Origin of the sequence: Paenibacillus graminis, assembly GCF_000758705.1 — a bacterium.
GTDB lineage: Bacteria > Bacillota > Bacilli > Paenibacillales > Paenibacillaceae > Paenibacillus_AQ > Paenibacillus_AQ graminis.
In genome coordinates this window covers 529,123-550,866 of the sequence record NZ_CP009287.1, presented here as the reverse complement: position 1 = coordinate 550,866, position 21,744 = coordinate 529,123, and the positions used below count along the sequence as shown (strand labels likewise).

Below are 21,744 nucleotides of genomic sequence, written 5' to 3'. Positions count from 1 at the left end.
CCTTCATGGGACAGCGCACCCGTTTTTTTTATCTCCCCCGCCCTAAACAGTGAAACAGAAAGACCTTCACCCGGATGAAGGTCTTTCTTAAGCAACTATCCTCGTCCCGCAGAACGGGAATCGGTCCGCCGGCTTCCGGCCTCTCCACTATAACGTGTATTAGCAGTGCTGTTCTCCCAACGCTTGCGCTCGGTCCGCTCCATCTGCACAATTTGCCCTTCATGCACCACGATGTGCAGGGAACCGAATTCCATATCGTCCAAAAGCTCCGTAATCCGCGCAAGCCATACCTCATCCACTTTCAGTGGCTTAGCCATTCTCCAGCCTCCCTCTCCCCGGACAGGGGGATTATGCGCTAATTCCGTTATAACCAACCTGTATACTATGGTTTAACTTAGCATGGAAGCAAACAGACTGTCAATGTGCATTTTTGCGTGTAAGCCAGCTTTTTACGATCATCGTTACCAAAGCGAGCAGCAGCAGCAGCGAAGCAACGGCGAAGGAAGCCGAAAACTGATATTCGTTATACAAAATTTCAACATGCAGCGGCAGCGTGTTCGTCTCACCGCGAATATGCCCGGATACAACGGATACTGCACCGAACTCTCCCATCGCCCGCGCATTGCAGAGGATAATTCCGTACAGCAGCCCCCATTTGATATTCGGCAGCGTTACGCGCCAGAAAATCTGCCAGCCATGAGCCCCGAGTGTAATGGCCGCTTCCTCTTCCTGAGTGCCCTGGTCCTCCATCAGCGGAATCAGCTCGCGGGCCACAAAAGGAAAAGTCACAAACAGTGTGGCGAGCACGATGCCCGGAAGGGCAAAGACAATCTTAATGTCATGGGCGCTGAGCCAGGACCCGAACCAGCCGTTCGAACCGAAGACAAGCACAAAGATCAGCCCGCCGATGACCGGCGATACGGCAAAAGGCAGGTCAATCAGCGTAATTAGAAACCCTTTACCGCGAAAACAGAACTTGGTCACCGCCCAAGCAGCCATCACCCCGAACAGGGTATTCAGCGGCACGGTGATTACAGCAACCAGCAGCGTCAGCCGCAGGGCGGAAGCGGCATCCGGATCGGTCAGCGCTGCCAGGAAGACATCCCAGCCCCGCTTCAGCGCCTCTGTCAGCACCACGATCAGCGGCAGTGCAATCAGCCAGAACAGCACAAGACCAGCCGCTGCGACCAGCACCCACTTCACGGTGGAAGATTCCGTTGTTGCAGGGGATGCTGCAGTCCGGTGCGGACGGGGGGCAGCCATAGGGACAGTACCAGCCATGATTATACCTCCTGAATTATTGGTCTGCTTATCGCGAAGTCTTGCGGGCCCAGCGCTGCAGCGTGTTGATCACGAGCAGCATCAGGAAGGAGATCAGCAGCAGCAGCAGCGCTACTGCTGTCGCTCCGGCATAATCGAACTGCTCCAGCTTCGACATGATGAGCAGCGGAGCAATCTCTGTGCGCATCGGCATATTGCCGGAGATGAATACCACGGACCCGTATTCCCCGATTCCCCGGGCAAACGCCAGCGCAAAGCCGGTAAGCAGCGGCGGGATCAGCTCCGGGATCACGATGCTGCGGAAGGTCCGCCAGCGGCCCGCTCCCAGCGTTGCCGAAGCTTCCTCCATATCCCGGTCCAAGTCCTCCAGCACCGGCTGAACGGTACGGACGACAAAGGGAATACCGATGAACATCAGCGCGAGCGTAATGCCCAGCGGTGTGAAGGCGATCTTAAGCCCCAGCGGTTCCAGCAGAGAGCCGATCCAGCCATTTTGCGAATACAGTGCTGTCAGGGAGACACCTGCTACAGCTGTCGGGAGCGCGAACGGCAGATCGATCAGGGCATCAAAGATTCTTTTGCCCGGAAACTCATAACGCACCAGCACCCAAGCCAGCAGCAGCCCCAGAAAAGCATCGGCCAAGGCTGCCATTGCCGCAGTGCTCAAGCTGACCCGGTACGAGGCCAGAACGCGCGGGTCCGTTGCGATATCCCAGAATTTGGCCCAGCTCAGCCCCGTCGAATTGAATAACAATGCCGACAGCGGCAGCAATACGACAAGACTCAGATAGAGTACGCTGTAGCCCATCGTAAGTCCGAAGCCCGGCAGCACCTTGCGCGGCACCGCAGCCGTAGTGGTGACATTCATTGACCTGTTCATCCCTTTCCTGCCTTCGGCTTGCCGGCCGATCAGCTACCATACACGAACTTGGTTACAGCAACTCCTGCTGCTGTTCTCCCGCTCTCAGCCGCTTTGGTTATTATTTGCCACCAGGCACGTAAATTTTGTCGAAAATCCCGCCGTCATTGAAATGCTTCTCTTGGGTTTCTTTCCAGGTTCCGAATTTATCTGCGAGTGTGAACAGCTTGATCTCAGGGAATTTGTCCTTGTATTCCTCTTTCACGCTCTCCAGGGTCGGACGGTAGTAGTTGTCGGCAGCGATCTTTTGTCCTTCTTCGGTGTACAGGTACTTCAGGTAAGCTTCGGCTACCTCACGGGTGCCTCTTTTATCCGCGACCTTGTCTACTACGGCCACCGGCGGTTCGGCCAGAATGCTCTCGGACGGGTTGACGATTTCGAATTTGTCCGGGCCCAGCTCCTTGATCGACAGGTAGGCTTCATTCTCCCAGGCAATCAGCACATCGCCGATTCCACGCTCTACAAAGGTTGTGGTTGCCCCGCGCGCCCCGGTATCCAGCACGGGTACGTGCTTGAACAGCTCCTGGACAAATTCCTGCGCCTTGGCTTCATCATTGTTGTTGTGGTCGAGCGCATAGCCCCAGGCGGCAAGATAGTTCCAGCGTGCCCCGCCGGAGGTTTTCGGGTTCGGAGTGATGACCTCCACCCCTGCTTTCAGCAGATCCGGCCAATCCTTGATGCCTTTGGGGTTACCTTTGCGTACCAGGAACACAATCGTCGAGGTGTACGGGGAGCTGTTATGCTCGAATTTGCTTTCCCAGCCTTCATTAATCAGCCCCTTGTCTTTCAGTGCGTCAATGTCGTAGCCGAGGGCAAGAGTGACCACATCCGCTTCCAGACCTTCCTGCACCGCCCGGCTTTGGGCTCCGGAACCGCCATGCGACTGTTTGACCGTAACCTTCTGGCCCGTTTCTTTCTCCCAATAGGCGGAGAACGCCTTGTTATAATTCTCGTACAGCTCGCGTGTCGGGTCGTAGGATACATTCAGCAGTTCTACCGGATCTTTTGCCGGAGCCTTAGTAGTTTCTGCTGCTCCTGCCGCATTGCTTGCTGCCGGTGCATCTGTTGCTGCGGCCGCCCCATTGCCTGCATTGTTATTGCCGCAAGCCGCAAGACCTGCCGTCAATAATAATGCGAATCCTGTGATAAGTCCCTTTTTGATCCCTATTTTCATCACAAGCCACTCCCCTGTCATTTTCTCTTGACACCCCATGAAGTTCCCGTCATTCAGCGTTGCTGCCTTTACGCAAAAAATAGACGGAGGAAGGCCCGCTTACGGCAGGTCAGACCGGTCCTGTGGACACGTGTCTGCGAGCTATGGCGGGCGTTCCTCCGTCTGTACGGTAAGAACTTATTCAATTATTCCTACCAACTTAGTAGGTTATGAAGATATAATACTGAAACCTCAGCACCCTGTCAAACCTTTTTTTCAAAATAGCGAAAAGTCTTTTTCAGCCGGCCTGACGGAAGCATGTGGCGGCTGTTCCTGCAAAAATCACTTGTTATTGCGGCGCCAAAGTAATATTATTGCTACATCTTATAGGTCAAAAAACAGGTTAAAAACAAAGGTTAAAACGTGTGAAATCAGCGCAATTACCGGGGGAGAGAATCATGGGAATGAATCTGGAATATGTGCCTGTACCTGCGCCCGCACCGCAGCGGCCACGGCTGCACAAGCGTATCCTTAGGGAGCTGGCAAGGCGCATTCTGGACACGTACCGCTACGATACCCAACTATGGCGAACGGCGCTTGCCGGACCCTGGTTAATATGCTTTTTGGTGTTTGCCGCAGCAGTTCTGGGCATCCCTACCGGCCTCGGAACTGCCGCCGATGTGATGCTGGCCACCTGTGCGGCAACCCTGGTCCTGGCTGGTGCCGGAAATATTCTGGCAGTGCTGCTGGCCCTGTCCGGACTGCGCATCCCGCGCCTCTACGCGGGCTCTTTATTGAGCGCTTCAGGAGCTGTCCTGCTAGTCTTCTATTATGCCGATCTGGAGCTTGAAGCTGCAGCAGCCGTTGCTGGAATCACCGTCCTGCTCGGCGGCCTGGGGGGCCTGGCCATAGGGCTCCTGCGCAGACGCCGGTTCACCATGGGACTGCTGCTGGCAGCCGTGGTGCTCGCTTCTCCGCTCGCCCTCTCTACCCGGGGCAATGGCGATACATTGCCTGAGGCGAGCGTATCCGGCGGAAGCCCGGCTCCCATCCATGCCGAAAATCCGGGAGAGCCGGGGAACTATACTTTTCACAGCTTCACTTACGGCAGCGGGCAGGATCTCCACCGAAGCGAGTATGGCGATGGGGCTGAGCTTATCACTTCTGCGGCAGATGCCTCTGCTTATATTACAAGCTGGCCCAAGCTGCGCACCTTATTCTGGGGCTTCGATTACAGCGCGCTTCCTGTAAACGCCCGGGTCTGGATGCCTGATGGCGCAGGACCTTACCCGCTTGTGCTGATGGTGCACGGCAACCATATGATGGAGGATTATTCAGAGGGGGGTTATGCCTACTTGGGCGAACAGCTGGCCAGCCGGGGGTTTATCGCGGTGTCTCTCGATGAGAACTTTTTGAACTATTCCGCCTGGTCGGGCATTCCGGATAATGATTTCAAGGTACGCACCTGGATGATCCTGAAGCATCTGCAGCAGATCGGCATTTTTGCCGGGCAATCCGGCAATCCTTTCTATCAGAAAGTGGATTATAGCCGGACTGCCTTGCTCGGACACAGCCGGGGCGGGCAGGCCGTAGCCATGGCTGCAGATGCCGGCCGCTGGTTCAAGAATGATCCTGCTCTTGCCGCAACCGCACAGTTTCACATCGCTTCGGTTATCGCGCTTGCTCCTACGGACAAAGCCATTGATGATCAGCAGGCCCGTCTGGTGGACGTTAATTACCTGACCCTTCAAGGTGCCCGCGATGGCGATGTGCATGATTTCTACGGAGACCGGCAGTATATCCGCTCTTCCTTTACGGGAGCCGCTTCGTCATTCAAAAGCTCGCTATACATCGCCGATGCCAATCACAGCCAGTTCAATACCAGCTGGGGGCTGTACGACCAGTCGCTGCCGGCGGGATTGTTTCTGGACCGCACGGATATTATGGATGGAGACGCGCAGCGCCAAATCGCCAAGGTCTATGTCACCGCCTTTCTGGAGACTACCCTGGATGGAAAGGAAGTCTACCAGGATCTGTTCCGCGATTACCGCAGCGGACTACAGTGGCTTCCCGGCACCGCATACTATAACCGGTTTCAGAGCGGCGGTGATATCGTTGTAGCCACCTTTGATGAGGACCGCAACAAGCACACCCTCACCGGCGGAACCGCGGAAGCAGCGGGGCTAATCTGGAGTGAGGAGGCCGCCAAGGACCGGGAATCCAAGAGCAAAGCCACTAATGGGCTGCTGCTGGAACACAGCGCAAAGGACGGCGGTGAGAGTTACTACAGCATCAAGCTGAAGAATAGCTTTGCGAGCGGGCTTGCCGGGTCTGGTGCTGCCGGGCTAACGTTCTCGATGGCTAACCGCAATGCCGACACCAAGGATACCCCGGATGCGGCAAAGACGGCGGCATCCCCCGATGTGGAAGTCGAGCTGAAGGACAGCAATCATGCAGCAGCCCGCCTTCCGCTGAATGAAGTGATGGATATCCTGCCTCTGCCGCAGACCCGGTTCACTCTCCTCCCCTGGCTTGAGGAGCGGATAAGCGACGGTAAATACGGCGATCTCTCGGAAGCCGTATTTCAGACTTATGAGCTGCCTTTTGAACGTTTTGTGGAGGAAGAACCCGGGCTTGACCCGAAAAAACTAAGCGAAATCACCTTCTACCTGCGAGGAGAGGGCGACAAAATTATGCTGGATGATATCGGCTTCTACCTTAAAAGCACCAGTATGGAAGGGTCCAAGCAAACCGCTATTATACAACAAACAGAAAAATAACTTCATTTGAGAGGACCCAAACGGCAACCGCCCTTCACCAGATAACGTAGCTGTTGTGGATTTCAATTCCAACATGAATCCGCGGCCCTTCCAAGTGGAAAAAGGACCACTAATTCAGCTCAGTTCGCTGCTGGAGGAGTAAAATTACCCAATTAAGTTCCCTTTTTTCAACTAACGGTTGTTCACCTGCTTCTTCACCAGCGCGGGTTGGAAAACGGCTATCGAATCCGGCTGAATACCACCCTGCTGGGTGAATTCGTTGAATTCAGGCCCTCTCGGCCCAGCAACGAACTTTTCTACTTTTCATTGCAGCCAAGGCCACTCCCTGCTAGTCCGATTGTAAATTCAACAGCTTCAGGCAGACCGGTGATGTGAGATCCAGCTCATTGCCGGTAGGAATGAGTCTGCCGGTCTCACGGTCGATTCTGAAGGAGACAATATTATCACTGTTCTGGTTGGCCGCAAGCAGCATCCCCCCGATAATGGCAAAATTCCGCGGCGTCCTACCTCCGGAAATGACCCAATCCTGCGCTTCCAGCAGGCCCGTGGATGCGTCGATATGGAACACTGCGATGCTGTCGTGCCCGCGGTTGGAGGCGTACAGGAAACGGCCGCACGGCGATACATGAATGTCGGCGGCAGTGTCGTCGCTGCCGGCGGCATAATGCTCCGGAAGGGAGCTGATGTTCTGCAGAATCTTCAGATCAGCGGACTGCTCATCACTCGCGAACACAGTAATTGTGCTGTTCAGCTCGTTGATCAGGTACAACCATTGTCCCGACGGATGTCCGGCCAGATGGCGTGGACCCGAACCCGGCGGAAGCGGAACTTCGCGATGGGTAGCCAACTTGCCGTCCTCTACACGGTAGAATACAATCTGGTCCAGGCCCAGATCGCAGACAAGCACATGTCGTCCCGACCGGTCAGGAATGACCGAATGGGGATGAGGCGCTTCCTGCCGGTCTTCACGCAGCCCGGACCCCGTGTGCTTTACCTGGGCGGACATCTCCTGAAGCGAGCCATCGGCCTCCACCGGAAAAATGTTGACGTTGCCTCCCGAATAGTTGGAGACAAATATGTAATCCTCTTGCGGGGAAATAGACACGTAACACGGAGCGCCCCCCTCCGTTGGCCTGCTTCCCAGAAGGCGCAGCGCTTTGCTGCCGGGCTCAATGGCGTACGCATAGACCTCGCCCTCATCTTTCTCACTTACGGCATACAGCACAGTCCCTGAGCTGTTCACTGCCAGATAGGATGGATTCTCAATCCCCTTCGTGCTGTTCAGGATTCTCATTTCTCCGGTATCCTTGTTCAAAGCCCCCAGTATAATCGCATCTTGATCAACGCTGTTGTAGGTTCCTGCATAAAATAGGACTTCATTTGGCTGTTGCATGGGCAGCGGCTCCTTCTATTGTATATTCGCGCGTAGTTTCACTTACTTCTTATATACCCTTTAAGTTAAGGAATACACCTCAGGGTTCCGCACTTTTTTCACTATAACATGTTTATGTACCCACTACCTCACCGGGTTTAAACAGCATATTTTTGGACATACTTGAATACTAATTATAAAGCTGCCGACAATATTTGACACCTGGTTTAAACGTCCGGCATGAGGTTAATAGTAACCATCGAAGATAACAAAACATGAAGGAGCTGAAGCATAATGAGTTTTCTGTGGATGTTGATTGTTGGTGGCGTCATTGGTTGGTTGGCCGGTCTGATTATGGGCAGAGATATTCCGGGCGGTGTTATCGGCAACATTATCGCCGGTATTCTCGGTTCTTGGCTCGGCGGCATGCTGCTGGGAAGCTGGGGACCTAAGATCAGCGATTTCTATGTCTTCCCGTCACTTATCGGTGCGATTGTCCTGATCTTTATCGTCAGCCTGATCCTCCGTTCGGTCGGCGGACGCAGCCGTTCTTAAGGAATAACCTTATATGCAACCAGACCTGCTTAGCAGGGCTGGCACTTACACCCGCCAAGGTCTCCCTTGGCGGGTTTCTTGCGGCTTAAGCTGTGGCTTCAGGAGAAACAGCTGCGGGATTCCCGCTGATAGGGTTCAATGTTTTGCCTTCTTTTTTCTGCTATAATGGAAAAATAAGTGACACAAATCACAGAAAGGAAAGTGAATCATGGGCAATATCAACCCTTCACTTTTGCATGTCGGTTCTACTCTGGGGGCTGTATTCATGGCACTGATGGTTATTTTCATCCGCCTGAAAGCTAGCGCGCGTCCGGTGACGATCCGCAAAATTTGGATTCCCCCGCTGGGCATGTCCACCGGTTTTGCCATGTTTGTTGTTCCCGAGGTCAGATTTCCCTGGTGGTGGGCGGTTGCAGCTTTTCTGGTCGGCTGGTTTATTTTTGCCTACCCTCTGATGCGCAGCACCAAGTTTGAAGAACGGGAAGGCCTGATTTATGCCCGGCGCTCCAAAAGCTTCGCCTTCATCCTGCTTGGACTGCTGCTGATCCGCACAGTGCTGCATGAGTTTATCAATCAATATATATCCATTCCGCAGTCAGGCGGTCTTTTCTTCATATTGGCCTTCGGCATGATTCTGCACTGGAGATTATTCATGTATAAGCGTTACATCCGGCTGGTTCCTCCGCAGGCCCATATCCCTGAGCCCCGGGGCTGACAACATCATTTAATTATAAAAAAGAGCATTCGGGAGCCTCGCAGCCTCAAGAATGCTCCTTTATTTTTAATGGATCATTCTACGGTTCATTGTCATCTTACATTCCCCCTTTTCCGCTAATATGCATATACTACTAATAATCCGCCCAGACATTCCTAACCTCTCATGTCACTTTTGACCAAACTCGCACGAAACAGCAAGTTTTTTTATTCCTGATGTCAGGTAACTTACGATGAGATCAGTTAGAATATAAGCATACTTTTAGAGAGTGGGGACAAGACAATTGAAAAGTAAATCAAGAAAAGTGGCGATCGTCGGCTCGGGAATGGTCGGTTCCAGCTGTGCCTATTCCATGGTCAATCAGGCTATATGCGACGAAATCATGATGATTGACCGTACTTATGACCGCGCCATGGCACAAGCGCTTGATCTCTCGCACTGCATGGATTTTACCGGAACACGCACCAAGGTCTATGCCGGCACCTCCAGCGATTGCGCCGGAATGGACGTTGTCATTCTGACAGCGGGCGCCAATCCCAAGCCGGGACAGAGCAGACTGGATGTCCTTGATGCTGCGGCAGTGATCACCAAGGATATTGTTACCGAAATTATGGCCGGAGGTTTCGATGGCATCTTCGTGATTGCCGCCAATCCTGTTGATATTGTCACCTATATGGTATGGAAAATTTCCGGCCTGCCCCGCCACAGAGTCATCGGCACCGGAACATCTATTGACTCATCGCGGCTGAAGACGCTGCTGTCGGAGGTCTTTACCATCGATCCCCGCAGTGTCAACGGTTATGCGCTCGGGGAACACGGCGAGTCCCAGTTTGTTGCCTGGTCCCATGTGACCATCGGCGGCAAACCGGTTCTGCAGATCATAGAGCAGCACCGGGAACGGTTCAGCACACTGGATCTGGAAGACATCGCCCGCAAAACCAAGGATGCCGGCTGGGAGATCTTCACGCGCAAGGGCTCGACGCATTTTGGCATCGGCAGCGCGCTGGCTTACATCACCCGCTCCATCCTGAATGATGAGCATAAAATCATTGCCGTCTCCGCCATATTGGACGGGGAATACGGCCAAAGCGGTGTATGCGCCGGAGCACCGGCAATCATCGGCAGGGGCGGCATACAGGAACTGCTGGAGCTGAACCTGAGTGCAGAGGAATCCAAGAAGCTTGAGGCTTCCTGCAGCATTATCCGCCGGGGCATTGAGAGCCTGCACCTAGAAGAAAAGGTCTGAAATAACAGAAAACACCCCTCAACTTCACACACGGGAGTGTGCAGGGCCCAGGGGTGTTTTTGTGGTTTTTAAGTAAGCTTAGCGGAATTTCTCAATCTCGCCTTTCAGCGTGGTCATCATCTCATTGAGGGATTGCGCCGAGCTGACTACCTTTTTCATAAGCTCCATTTGTTCGGAAGAAGCGTGGGATACCGCCTGGGCATTATCCGCCGAATCCTTGGCAATGGTCAGCATATCGGAGACTGAAGCAGTGATTTCCTCGGTTCCCGCAGACATTTCTTCGTTGATGGCGGAAACGTCCTGGATCTGCAGCGAAACTTCACGGATAGAGGAACGGATATGTTCAAAGGAGATTCCCACATTTTTCATTTTGCCCATACCGTCGCCAATCTCGGCGATGCTTTTCTCCATGGACTGTGCAGCATTGGTTGTGGAGGCCTGAATCTGCTTGATCAGATCGACAATATCAACAATCGAGGCATTGGTGCGTTCAGCCAGCTTCTTCACTTCATTTGCCACTACGCCGAAGCCCCGTCCATGCTCGCCTGCGCGGGCTGCTTCTATTGAAGCGTTGAGCGAGAGCAGCCCGGTCTGATTAGCGATCTCGGAGATGACATCGATGATTTGTCCGATATGTTCCGATTGCTGCGTCAGGGTCTGGATCAGATCAGCAGTTTGGCCTGCGGTTGTAGTGATGACCGTCATTTGTTCAAGCGTGGATTGAATCTCCAGATAGCCGTTATGAACCTCTGTACTTACCGTTTCCGCCTGATCGGACACACTTACGGAGGATTCCGCAATTCTCTGCAGCCCCACAGCCATTTCTTCGGTAGCCCGGGCCGACTGCTCCGATCCCTTGAACTGCTCCTCCATACCCTGCGCTACCTCCTGGATGACGGTAGCAATCTCAGCGGAGGTATTTGAAGAATGGTTGGCGTATTCCAGCAGCCCCTCGGCAGCGGCGGCTACCTGCAGCACGGTGGTATCAATCGTACCGACAATTCCAGACAGCGAACTGACCGTATCATTGATGCTTTTGCTCATCTGTCCGATTTCATCCCCCGAACGGACTTCCACCCTTTCACTCAGATGGCCTTCGGCCACTCTTTTCATAACACCGGAGATAGCCACAAGCGGCTTAACCGCCATACGGGTAAGATAGAGTGAAATCAATGTCACCAGCAGGATGATGCCGATGATTAATAGGGTAGCCAAGCGCTGAGCCGCATTCACTTTGGAAAAAATCTCGCTTTTCGGCACATTGATCATCAGCTTCCAATCCGTACCGGGAATGGTCTTGTAATATGTAATAATTGTCTTTCCGTCTTCACCCGTATAGGTCTCCGAACCGCTTTCGCGGCTGAGCATGGCGGTGACAGCCTTCTTCAGTTCCGGCTTCTTGGCATAATCAGCCATATTTTTCCCGATCCGGCTCATATCGGAATATGCGTAATAGTCCCCTTTGCCGGAGACTACATAGCCGTAGCCGCTCTCAGCCACATGGATACTTTTGCTCATCTCATTTAAAATATCAGGGGTAACCGAAAACGCAATTGCCCCGCTAAACTGCTGCTCCTTATCTACTACAGGAACGAGCAGCGGAATGATGTATTTTTTAAGCGGCTCCAGGTACGACATATCTCCCAATGCCGGCGCAAGGGATTCCTTGGCTTTTAAGAAATAAGCGGATTTCGCCATATCGGCCGTCAGGTTCATCGTATTGGTCAGCAAGCCATCTTTGTTAATGACACTGTAGCCTTCCGATTGGTTATCACTCTCTTCAAGGATCTTAACCACCGGAAAAATACTCTGCGGCTGCGCGGTATCGAACTCCGGATGCTGCGCAATAAGCTCCTGCACGGCAGAGGTCCTGCTCTTCAACCATTCATCGATGCGCGAAGTGTTCATCTCTAATATTTTAGTGGCCAGCTCCTCGCTGTTCGACCGGGTTACCCCGCCAAAATACTGCATGAAAAAGATGGTTGTTCCCAGTAAAGGCACAATGGCAATGGCAAGAATCACAAGCGACCATTTGGTTTGAACGGATGCTGTTTTTCTTTCTTTTGCTTTCATTTTCATTTTTTCCTGTACATCTGTCTTATCCACCATAGTTCCCCCCAGCAAAACTGATAATAATCTTCCATATGCTGTAAATCTATAGTGTTATATCGGCAATAACAGACAAAGACCATTAGTTTCAGCATAAAAAATAAGCCTCAAGACCCACATTATGGGATCTCGAATGCTTATTTTTTTCATATTATTTATTTGCTTCCCATAACTATTGCCCAGGGTTCACACAGATTTGGGAACCTGCAGCGCCCGGACGCTGTTTAGCACCGCAAGCACAGTCACACCCACATCCGAGAAGACGGCTTCCCACATCGTGGCAATTCCGAAAGCTCCCAGCAGCAGGAATAAGGCCTTCACCGCCAGGGCAAAAATAATATTCTGCCAAACGATGGTGCGCGTGCGCTTGGCAATGCTGACCGCTGTGGCAATTTTTGACGGTTCGTCAGTCATAATGACGATATCTGCCGCTTCAATCGCCGCATCCGAGCCCAGTCCGCCCATAGCGATGCCGACATCCGCCCTGGCCAGTACCGGAGTATCATTAATCCCGTCGCCGACAAAAATAACCTTCTCCCGCTGTGATTTCTCCCGCTCCAGCTTCTCGATAGCTTCGACCTTGTGCTGTGGCAGCAGTTCAGCGTGAATCTCCTCAATCCCTAGCTGCTGCCCAACGGCTTCCGCAACCGTTGAGGCATCGCCCGTCAGCATTACGGTTCTGTGGATGCCCAGCCGTCCAAGTGCCTGAACCGCCTGAAGCGAATCCTCCTTTACTTCATCAGCAATGACCAGATAACCCGCATACTGCTTATCAATGGCGATATGGACCACTGTTCCGTTCTGTTCAGGCGTCCGGCTGGCAATGCCTTCACGCGCCATCAGCCGTGCGTTCCCGGCCAGTACCGCCTTGCCCTCCACCATAACGGCAATGCCGTGCCCGGATATTTCGTTGTAGTCCGCTATAGCGTCACCGGGAATTTCTTTGCCGTAAGCCGCCCGGATGGACTCCGCAATCGGATGGCTGGAGTGGCTCTCGGCATATGCGGCTGTCCGGAGCAGCTCGTTCTCCTTAAAGCCCTCCGAAGGGTAGGTCCCCGTTACCTTAAATTCGCCTTTGGTGAGCGTTCCTGTCTTATCAAACACAACCACCTTAACATCGTTCAAGGCCTCCAGGAAGTTGCTGCCTTTGACGAGAATACCGCTTTTGGAGGCTGCGCCAATGCCGCCGAAGAAGCCAAGCGGTATGGAGACGACCAGCGCGCAGGGGCAGGAGATGACGAGAAACACCAGCGCCCGGTAGATCCAGTCCGAGAAAGTGGCCCCGCTCAGCACGAGCGGAGGGATTACAGCCAGCAGCAGCGCGGTAATAACCACTACAGGTGTATAGCCTCTGGCAAATTTGGTGATAAAATTCTCTGTTTTTGCCTTATTATTGGAGGCGTTCTGTACCAGCTCCAGGATTTTGGAGACGGCCGATTCCCCAAAGGTCTGCGTAACCGCAATCGTAACCACACCATTGCGGTTAATAAATCCGCTCAGCACCTTGCTGCCCGGTTCAGCTGTACGCGGGACCGATTCCCCGGTCAGCGCCGAAGTATCCATCATCGCGCTGCCTTCAATAATCATTCCATCCAGCGGCACCTTTTCCCCCGGTTTGACCACAATATGATCGCCAATCCCTACTTCTTCCGGCGCCACACGTCTTAGACTGCCGGCTTCCTTCAAATTAGCGAACTCGGGGCGGATATCCATCAGCGCCGTGATGGAGCGGCGGGAACGGTTGACAGCCATCCCTTGGAACAGCTCGCCAACCTGATAGAATAACATAACGGCTACGCCTTCAGGGTATTCTCCAATAGCGAAGGCCCCTATCGTTGCAAGTGCCATCAGGAAATTTTCGTCGAAAACCTGTCCCCGGACGATGTTCCGGGCAGCAGACCAGACGACCTCGCCGCCGACAATCAGGTAAGCGGCCAGGAAAACCAGCAGCTCCAGGATTCCGCTGACCGGCAGGAACATTCCGGCCGCCGCAAGGATGGCTCCGGCTCCCAGGCGCAGCAGGATACGGCGGGTATTGCCCTCCCCATGTTCATGGCTGTGCCCGTGCGCATCGGCGTGAGCATGCGCTTCGCGGTTGTGACCATGCGCATCGGTGTGAGCATGCGCTTCGTGGCTGTGACCATGCGCATCGGTGTGAGCATGCGCTTCGTGGCTGTGACCATGTTGCGGGCCGGGGCCTGGCTGCAGGTTCCTGCGCACCCCTGCCGGCTTCACTTCCTTTACCTTCACGTGAGGCTCAAGAATGTTCACCGCCCGCCGGGCCTCGGCGGACACTGCCTCGGCATCGGCCGCCGCAGTTTCCAGGGTCATCATCTTCATGGTGAAATTTACCGAGCAGGACGTTACTCCTTCGATTTTCTTGACCTTATTTTCGATCTTCATGGCGCAATTGGCACAGTCCAGTCCTTCGAGCATCCACTGACGTCTCACATTACCTTGAACCACATTCAAAACACCCATCTCCCTTGTTCAAACCTATATATGAGTATTTGTTCATATGTTTACTTACACACATTATATGCCTCTTAATCTTGAGGTGTCAATGCGAAAAACAGCATAGTTTTCCAATTTACTCACAAGCACGAGCTGCCCTGCCTCGCTTAACTGGACTATAGTTTTATTGATGATCCTCAGGAAGCAGCCTGCTATAGCAGGAACCATCACTATCCGCCCAGTGCACGTTTTTATTGCTCCTGAGGCATCCTTGGTTATGATGAACGAAAGGCAGCTCCTGTTCGCACACCGTAGGTTAGGTGGAAAAAGGATCACTAATTCCTCTCTGCCGGCCCTTGGATGTGAGGTAGATGGAAAAAGTACCACTAATCCAGCCGAAATAACCCGTATGGGGGTAATTGTCATGAATTAGGTTTACAAATTCCCACTAAAACCCAGTAAGCCGCGAATTCCGGGAAATTAGTTTTACTTTTTCCACTAAGTCCCCTCATAGCCTCAATAGGTTCCATGAACTCACGGCTTGTCCGGCTTCAACTCGTAAAAGTATACGTTCCCGTGAGAAGGAGAAGGATAATCTACGTCGCAAGGCTTTTACATTGCAGGACTTTGACTTCATAATTATTGAGAGATACGGCAAAAACACCCCGCGGAGCTATACTAACATACAGCCAACAGTTAACTTGTCCCTTGTAATCTGCTTTCATCCCGTTTAATATTAACATATGAGCAATCATTCATATGTTTTCGCGGAAAGGGGTCATTTTTATGAATAACCACAGCCACCAAGGGCATGCCCACGAGCATCACGAGCATAATGGGAAGCAGAAGCATGTACATAATGACGGACACGGACACAGCCATTCCGGTCACAGCCATTCCCACGCGCCAAATAACAAAAAAGGACTGCTGATCGCCCTGATCATTACCGGAGGCATTATGTTTCTCGAATTCTTCGGCGGATTAGTTACCGGCAGTCTGGCTCTGCTCTCGGATTCCGGGCATATGCTGAGCGACACCGCTTCATTAGCCTTAAGTCTTGTGGCAATGATTTTTGCCGTCAAACCGCCTTCATTGAAGAATTCCTACGGCTACTACCGGTTCGAAATTATGGCTGCATTATTCAACGGTGTTACGCTGTTTGTAATTGCCGGATTTATTATCCGGGAGGCCTGGCAGCGGTTTTTTGAACCACCGGCAGTGGCAAGCGGCACTATGATGATCATAGCGGCTGTAGGACTTTTGGCCAATCTGATCAGCGCCTGGTCCCTTATGCGCAAAAGCGATACCAAGGAGAACATCAACGTACGCAGCGCATACCTGCATATCATGGGTGATGCCCTCGGCTCCGTTGGTGCCCTGCTGGCAGGATTGATCATGAATTTGTTCTCCTGGTATATCGCCGATCCAATCATTAGCGTTCTGGTAGCGCTGCTTATCCTTAGAGGGGCCTGGGGGGTTCTGAAGCAGGCTTTCCATATTCTGATGGAGGGGACGCCGGTTTCCGTTAACACCAATGATATCAAAGAAGCCTTATTGAACATCGACGGGGTCGAAGATGTCCATGACCTGCATGTCTGGACCATCACATCCGGACTTGATGCACTCAGCGGACATCTGCTGATCAAGGATCACGCTGACCCCCATAGCATACTCCAGAAGGCAATTAATGTAGTGGAGAACCATTTTGCGATACAGCATACAACACTGCAGATCGAGAATTCTTCCGTGAAACACGGGGAGCTGCGGGTATAGGGTTAAAATAAAGATGGACAACCGCCAATCTCCGGTTGTCCTGTACTGTCAATGACTGCCCTCAAGCAATTGGGGCAGTCTTTTTCACCTATTCATGCCGGATATGCTCATGGGTCTGCAGGAAAATCTGCTCCACATGCGCATCATTCAGCGAATAATACACGGTTTTGCCTTCCTTGCGGCGTTTCACAATCCGCAGATTGCGCAGATAGCGGAGCTGGTGGGATACCGCCGACTGCCCCATATCCAGGATGGATGACAAATCATGCACACACAGCTCTCTTTGCGACAGGGCATAGATCATCCGTACTCTTGTTGGATCGCCCAAAGCCTTGAACATCTCCGCCATTTTATCCGTGGTCCCGCGGTCAGGCAGGATCAACGCCATAGATTCCGGTTCCAGCTCCGAACCGTTGCATGTATTGTCGCATTCTTCAAGTGCCGCTGGCTCCATGCTCTCGCCCTCCTCCATCTATTCACCCGGCTTCACCGATGGTTAATCGAAGCTTCTACGATTAATTATAACAAAACTTTACCCGATGTCCATGGAACAGCAGGGGACGGGAAGAGCGCAAGCAGCAGCGCTGCCAGGCCTAGACGGCTTTACGCCGGAAGGAGAGCAGGCCGACGGCTAAGAATAAAATCAAACTGCCCAGTACAACGGTTATCAGGCTCTCCAGCGGTAAATTGAAGGCTCCAAAGCGGTCCTTCCCAAAAGGAGACATGGCCAGCATAGGCTGAAGCCAGGGATAATAAGGTCCATAGGTGCTAGAATTGGCAATCAGCATATTCGGCATGGTCAGGGTCACATTCAGCGCGAGCGGAGCACCGAAGCTGCTCCAGCTCTGAGATATCGCCAGCTGCATTGCAGCCAGCGGCATGCAGGCCAGCCAGCCGCCGAAGATGCTTGCAAGGAACATCGTCCAGGGGATCGGCACATCTACACCACGCAGCGCGCCCACACCAAGCACCGCTGCAAAAAACAGCAGCTGCACAGCAGCCAGCAGCGCCATAATCATAGTGTATTTGGCAAGATATACGGAAGTTCGCGTAACCGGCAGGGCCAGCAGCTGCTTCCAGCCACCGTCGGCATGCTCTGCACGGCAGATCAGCGCAGCAAAAACCCCTGACAGCACCGGCAGGAAGAACATGGCATGAAACAGCGACATCACACTAAGCAGTACTTCCCAGGTAATCGGCTGCCCTTCTTCCTCCATATTGGCAAGCGCTCCAATGAGCATAGCTACTACGGGGCTACCTATAATCAGCAACCAGATATAAGATTTGGACATTTTGAGTTTTTCTGCGGACAGAACTCTCCAGAAGATCCCCATGATTAGTTCACATCCTTTCGTGCAAAATGCACAGCGCCCGGCAGCAGCACGAGCAGACCCAGCAGCAGTCCCGCCCCGCTGAACAGCCAAGGCCGGGAAGTGCTCCAGGCGAGGGCAGGCCAGGACAAAGGAACCCATTCAGACAGGAACGTCGAGAAGAGGCTCAACAGTGACAGGGTAAGGCCAAGCGATACAGGCAGCGTCTGGTTGCGGCTCGACAAGGAGAGCCACAGCTGCAGAGCGATCACAGGCAGTGCAGCGGCATAAGAAGCAAAGCCAATCCGCAGCACATCCGCATAGGGAACCGGCTGTGAACCAAAACCAAGCAGCAGCCCCAAGACTACCGTCCCTACAGACAACAGCGCGCAGGAGACGGCGACAAGCAGCAGACAGATCAGCAGCTTGGCCATGAATACGGAGGTCCGGGAGATAGGCAGGGCCAGCAGCTGCTTCCAGGAGCTCATCTGATGCTCCACATTCGCCAGCAGCGAGCAGACCAGCGTTCCTCCCAGATACAGCGCCACGGGCACAAAGTCGGCCAGGTTAGACAGCAGTCCGCCCCACAGGTCGGATTGATACTCTCCTGTCAGATAATCATAGCGCATGCCGAAGTTCAGCCCCTGCATGGCAAGGAGTCCCACAGGGCCGAGGAAGACCAGGAACCATAAGCCTTTGCCGCGGATTTTCAGCCAATCCGCCGAGAGGGAACGCCACATCATACGGATTGGCCTCCTTCGACGACCTGAAGGAAGAAGTCCTCCAGCGATTGTCTGTGTTCCTCCACGCGGTAGATGGCATGGCCGTTTTCGACCAGCTCCTTGATCAATAGCGCCACCCGGACATCGCTCATCCGGGGCAGGGTAATGCGCCCTTCCTGCAATGTGCCTCCGCAGCCCCTCCGGTTGGCCAGAATCAGTGCTTCTTCCGGCTCTGACACGGCAAGACGCAAATCTCCGGCCGCCTGCTGCTGCAGGTGGGCGATCGTGTCCTGATACACCATCCTGCCGGCACGGATAATGCCGACCGTTCCAGCCATCTGCTCAATTTCACTAAGGAGATGGCTGGATACCAGGACCGTAATCCCCTCTTCTACGGGTAGCCGCTTAATCAGCGAGCGGATCTCCTGAATGCCTGACGGGTCCAGTCCGTTGGTGGGCTCGTCCAGAATCAGCAGCTCGGGGCTGCCGAGCAGTGCGGCGGCGATGCCAAGCCGCTGCTTCATACCCAGGGAAAAGCCCTTGACCGGACGCTTTTCTTCACCTGTTAAGGATACAATATCCAGCACCTCAGCAATTCGGGACTTTGGCACATTCAGGATGCGGCGGATCGCCTCCAGATTATCCAAGGCGCTCAAATGCCCGTAATAGGAGGGCGATTCTACAAGCGAACCCACTTTGCGCAGGATTTGCAGCTTATTCCGTTTCAAATCCTGGCCGAAGATCTTAATGCTTCCCGAAGTCGGTTTAATCAGCCCCAGCAGCATGCGGATGGTGGTTGTTTTGCCCGCACCGTTGGGACCAAGGAAGCCGTAGATTTCCCCTTTGCCTATATTCAGATTCAAATGCTCCACCGCAGCCCGGCCACGGTATTCCTTCAATAAATTTGTCGTTTCAATCACTGCTTGCGCCATTTTCTTCACCTCGGTAACCAGCATATCGTTCCAAGGTTAAAAGCACGGGGCAGCCAAGTTTAAGTTTTGTTTAAATTTCCGTGCGGCAAACTTAGGATTACTATAGTGGTGCCTTGCTTGGTGCTGTCCACCTTCCATTCCAGCTCCATCCGCTTCAGCAGCAGATCGACAATCGATAAGCCCAGGCCTGCACCTTTCGACCCGGAGCTGCTGCCCAGGCCATGGCCGTGGTCGCGGATGACGATGACACGTTCGCCTTCCCTGTCCTCCACAGCCACCCCCACGAAGAGTCCGCTCCGCGCGTGCCGGACTATATTCTGGAACAGATTATCCAGAATGCGGCGGAACCAGCTCTCATCCACATTCCAATACAGCGGCTCCCCCTCCAGTTCAATCTCAATCTGGAACCCTTCCTTCTCCCACAGCGGATACCACGCTGCAGCACTTTCCCTGAGCAGCCGCAGAACATCTTTGCGCTCCGGCTTCAGAGTCATCCGTCCGCTGCTGAGCAGATTGTAGGACAGCAGATTTTCGATCAGGACACCGAGGCTTTCAATCCGTTCATCCATCAGTTTCAGGGATTCATGCCCCCGCACGGTCAGCTGTTCCTTGCCGAGAATATGCAGATGGCTGCGGATCACAGTGAGCGGGGTCCGCAGATCATGCGACAAATCGGAGACAAGGCGCTTGCGCAGCCCCTCTTCCTCCGCTTCACGCGTACGGCTGGCGGCAAGCTCGGTTACCATGGTATTAAAGGCCGTCTCCAGACGGCCAATCTCATCGGGCTTGCCCGGATCAATCAATTGCGGCACACCGTCTTCTCCGGTGAAGGCCATGGCCGTCTCCAGCCGCAGCAGCCTTTTGCGGATTTGGATAAAGAACAGCAGCGAAACAACCATGAAGCCTGTAAAAAGCACAAACATCACCAGCGTAAATCTTAAACTCATCCCGTCGAAAGAATGCCGCTCTCTGAGGGCGCCGGGAATTTGCATGACCATAAAACCTTCCCCGGCTTCAGCACGGTCCCCCACAAAAGCGACAATACTTAATGGCTTTGGATTATACACCATGCTTTTTTTCATAAAGGAAATCGCCTCTGCAGCGGTCCATACCGGGGGGATAGAGCGCCGTTCATTCTGCTGCCAAAGCTGCGGATCAGCGGACTCCAGCGACAGCCGGGTCCGCCCCTCCCCATCCACCCAGAACATCGCAGCCAGGCTGTAGGTGGAGCTTAACGCCCTTAGCCGATTATTGATTCTCTCCGGGGAGCTGCCAAGCAGGCCTGCCGCTTCCTTATGCCACTTTTCTTCCATTTCTGCAATGTTTTGATATTTCCTGTATTCCTTAGGCAAATCTTCCTGCGCCGTGTTCAGAGTCAGTGGAATGATCACCAGCACAGCGGGAATGAACAGCATCGCTGTCATAATAATCAGCAGGTAACGTGAGAGGAGTGAAGCATGCAGCTTACGAAAAAAACCCGGTTGTCTCATGCTCTCACCCGGTAGCCGATTCCCCGGACTGTCTCGATAATCTCCGGAGCAGCCGGATCAAGCTCAAGCTTCTCACGCAGATACCGGATATGCACCATCAGTGTCTTATCGCCTTCTATGTAGCTTTCTCCCCAGACCGCCTCATAGATCTGCTCCTTCGTCAGTATTTGGCCGAGATGGCGCAGCAAATAGGAGAAAATCTGAAACTGCTTGCCGGTAAGCAAAATTTCTTTGCCGCTGGCTGCCTCTATGATCCGGTTGTCCCCTTCGTACACCATCAGATGCTTCAGCTTCAACGGGATGGACAGGACAGCTCCTGTCCGTCTTAACAGTACTTCGATCCGCGCCGCCAGCTCATCCGGATGAAAAGGCTTGGTCAAATAATCATCGGCGAACTCCAGGCCCTGAAGCTTGTCATCGATGGAAGCCCGCGCGGACAGCATCAGGACCGGCAGGTTCGGATACGCCCGCTTCAGCCGCTGGCCTACAGTGAAGCCGTCCAGCCCGGGCAGCATGACGTCCAGAATGACCAGCTGGCAGCCCGCCGCAGCCTCTACAGCACCCTCCCCGCTCTCCAGCCAGCGGACAGCATATTCTCGTTCCCGCAGATCGGCGGAGACGGCGCTTCCGATCTCCCGGTCATCTTCAACATACAGCAAGGTAACACTCATACAAGTCAAATCCTTTCTCTTTTCTGAAAAAAGCAAAAAATGGCTCCGATGTCCTTTGGGAGCCTCCAGTTTTTTCGCCTGCCGGTTATCTGATGTTTCTCCTAGTAATTTCATATTCCTCTAAGCTAGACGGCCCAGCCCAAGTGGAAAAAGTGAACTTAACATCGCCCCACCCGTTCATCTGCCGGCGCTAGTTGGAAAAAGTAAACCTAATCCGGCCCATTTCCGGCCTTTCAGGTGAAATCACTTCAAATAAGTCTAC

The 21,744-nt window shown here is 53.3% G+C and carries 18 protein-coding genes; 5 read left to right on the top strand and 13 right to left on the bottom strand.

Annotation, left to right across the window (positions count from 1 at the left end):
- Positions 1-95: 95 nt before the first annotated feature.
- The 4 genes from PGRAT_RS02440 to PGRAT_RS02425 all read right to left on the bottom strand — a co-directional run bounded on the left by PGRAT_RS02440 (position 96) and on the right by PGRAT_RS02425 (position 3,374).
- Entirely contained in the window at positions 96-317 is a 222-nt protein-coding gene (locus PGRAT_RS02440; protein ID WP_025707394.1) for a YezD family protein, read from the bottom strand.
- A 100-nt stretch (positions 318-417) separates the two neighbouring features.
- On the bottom strand, positions 418-1,281 hold the full coding sequence (gene cysW / locus PGRAT_RS02435) for a sulfate ABC transporter permease subunit CysW (protein ID WP_025707395.1): 864 nt from the start codon (positions 1,279-1,281) through the stop codon (positions 418-420).
- A 28-nt stretch (positions 1,282-1,309) separates the two neighbouring features.
- Complete coding sequence (gene cysT / locus PGRAT_RS02430) at positions 1,310-2,161, bottom strand: sulfate ABC transporter permease subunit CysT (RefSeq protein ID WP_411830836.1); 852 nt, start codon at positions 2,159-2,161, stop codon at positions 1,310-1,312.
- A gap of 100 nt (positions 2,162-2,261) precedes the next feature.
- Positions 2,262-3,374: a sulfate ABC transporter substrate-binding protein gene (locus PGRAT_RS02425; protein ID WP_025707397.1), complete on the bottom strand. Its 1,113-nt coding sequence runs from the start codon at positions 3,372-3,374 to the stop codon at positions 2,262-2,264.
- Positions 3,375-3,811: 437 nt separating this feature from the next.
- Here PGRAT_RS02425 and PGRAT_RS02420 point away from each other — a divergent pair, with 437 nt between their 5' ends.
- The gene (locus PGRAT_RS02420) at positions 3,812-6,133 is read left to right on the top strand and encodes an alpha/beta hydrolase family protein (protein ID WP_025707398.1); all 2,322 of its coding nucleotides are present in this window, start codon (positions 3,812-3,814) and stop codon (positions 6,131-6,133) included.
- A 328-nt stretch (positions 6,134-6,461) separates the two neighbouring features.
- Here PGRAT_RS02420 and PGRAT_RS02415 read toward each other — a convergent pair whose 3' ends face one another.
- A complete protein-coding gene (locus tag PGRAT_RS02415; protein ID WP_025707399.1) occupies positions 6,462-7,526 on the bottom strand; it encodes a lactonase family protein in 1,065 nt (354 codons plus the stop codon).
- Positions 7,527-7,799: 273 nt separating this feature from the next.
- On the opposite strand from PGRAT_RS02415, the gene PGRAT_RS02410 reads away from it, so the two are divergent.
- The 3 genes from PGRAT_RS02410 to PGRAT_RS02400 all read left to right on the top strand — a co-directional run bounded on the left by PGRAT_RS02410 (position 7,800) and on the right by PGRAT_RS02400 (position 10,021).
- Positions 7,800-8,060, top strand: coding sequence for a GlsB/YeaQ/YmgE family stress response membrane protein (locus PGRAT_RS02410; RefSeq protein ID WP_020426595.1), 261 nt, complete (start codon positions 7,800-7,802; stop codon positions 8,058-8,060).
- Positions 8,061-8,268: 208 nt separating this feature from the next.
- Positions 8,269-8,775 carry a CcdC family protein gene (locus PGRAT_RS02405; protein WP_025707400.1) on the top strand — a complete coding sequence of 169 codons (507 nt, stop codon included), beginning with the start codon at positions 8,269-8,271 and terminating at the stop codon, positions 8,773-8,775.
- 283 nt (positions 8,776-9,058) lie between these two features.
- On the top strand, positions 9,059-10,021 hold the full coding sequence (locus tag PGRAT_RS02400) for an L-lactate dehydrogenase (protein WP_025707401.1): 963 nt from the start codon (positions 9,059-9,061) through the stop codon (positions 10,019-10,021).
- 78 nt (positions 10,022-10,099) lie between these two features.
- Here PGRAT_RS02400 and PGRAT_RS02395 read toward each other — a convergent pair whose 3' ends face one another.
- Complete coding sequence (locus PGRAT_RS02395) at positions 10,100-12,094, bottom strand: methyl-accepting chemotaxis protein (protein WP_238326866.1); 1,995 nt, start codon at positions 12,092-12,094, stop codon at positions 10,100-10,102.
- 222 nt (positions 12,095-12,316) lie between these two features.
- Positions 12,317-14,602: a heavy metal translocating P-type ATPase gene (locus PGRAT_RS02390; RefSeq protein WP_042265943.1), complete on the bottom strand. Its 2,286-nt coding sequence runs from the start codon at positions 14,600-14,602 to the stop codon at positions 12,317-12,319.
- A 768-nt stretch (positions 14,603-15,370) separates the two neighbouring features.
- On the opposite strand from PGRAT_RS02390, the gene PGRAT_RS02385 reads away from it, so the two are divergent.
- Positions 15,371-16,357, top strand: a complete 987-nt coding sequence (locus PGRAT_RS02385) for a cation diffusion facilitator family transporter (RefSeq protein ID WP_025705625.1) — start codon at positions 15,371-15,373, stop codon at positions 16,355-16,357.
- A gap of 88 nt (positions 16,358-16,445) precedes the next feature.
- On the opposite strand, the gene PGRAT_RS02380 is transcribed toward PGRAT_RS02385, so the two are convergent.
- The 6 genes from PGRAT_RS02380 to PGRAT_RS02355 all read right to left on the bottom strand — a co-directional run bounded on the left by PGRAT_RS02380 (position 16,446) and on the right by PGRAT_RS02355 (position 21,482).
- Positions 16,446-16,811, bottom strand: coding sequence for an ArsR/SmtB family transcription factor (locus PGRAT_RS02380; RefSeq protein WP_025705626.1), 366 nt, complete (start codon positions 16,809-16,811; stop codon positions 16,446-16,448).
- Between the two features lie 139 nt (positions 16,812-16,950).
- Positions 16,951-17,691 (bottom strand): ABC transporter permease, encoded by a 741-nt coding sequence (locus tag PGRAT_RS02375; RefSeq protein ID WP_025705627.1) that lies wholly within the window; start codon positions 17,689-17,691, stop codon positions 16,951-16,953.
- Positions 17,692-17,693: 2 nt separating this feature from the next.
- A complete protein-coding gene (locus tag PGRAT_RS02370) occupies positions 17,694-18,410 on the bottom strand; it encodes an ABC transporter permease (RefSeq protein WP_025705628.1) in 717 nt (238 codons plus the stop codon).
- On the bottom strand, positions 18,407-19,321 hold the full coding sequence (locus PGRAT_RS02365) for an ABC transporter ATP-binding protein (RefSeq protein ID WP_042265940.1): 915 nt from the start codon (positions 19,319-19,321) through the stop codon (positions 18,407-18,409). Before PGRAT_RS02365 ends, PGRAT_RS02370 begins: the two co-directional genes overlap by 4 nt.
- 59 nt (positions 19,322-19,380) lie before the next feature.
- The gene (locus tag PGRAT_RS02360) at positions 19,381-20,811 is read right to left on the bottom strand and encodes a sensor histidine kinase (protein ID WP_025706040.1); all 1,431 of its coding nucleotides are present in this window, start codon (positions 20,809-20,811) and stop codon (positions 19,381-19,383) included.
- Entirely contained in the window at positions 20,808-21,482 is a 675-nt protein-coding gene (locus PGRAT_RS02355; protein ID WP_025706041.1) for a response regulator transcription factor, read from the bottom strand. The genes PGRAT_RS02360 and PGRAT_RS02355 overlap by 4 nt, the downstream gene beginning before the upstream one ends.
- Positions 21,483-21,744 lie beyond the last annotated feature (262 nt).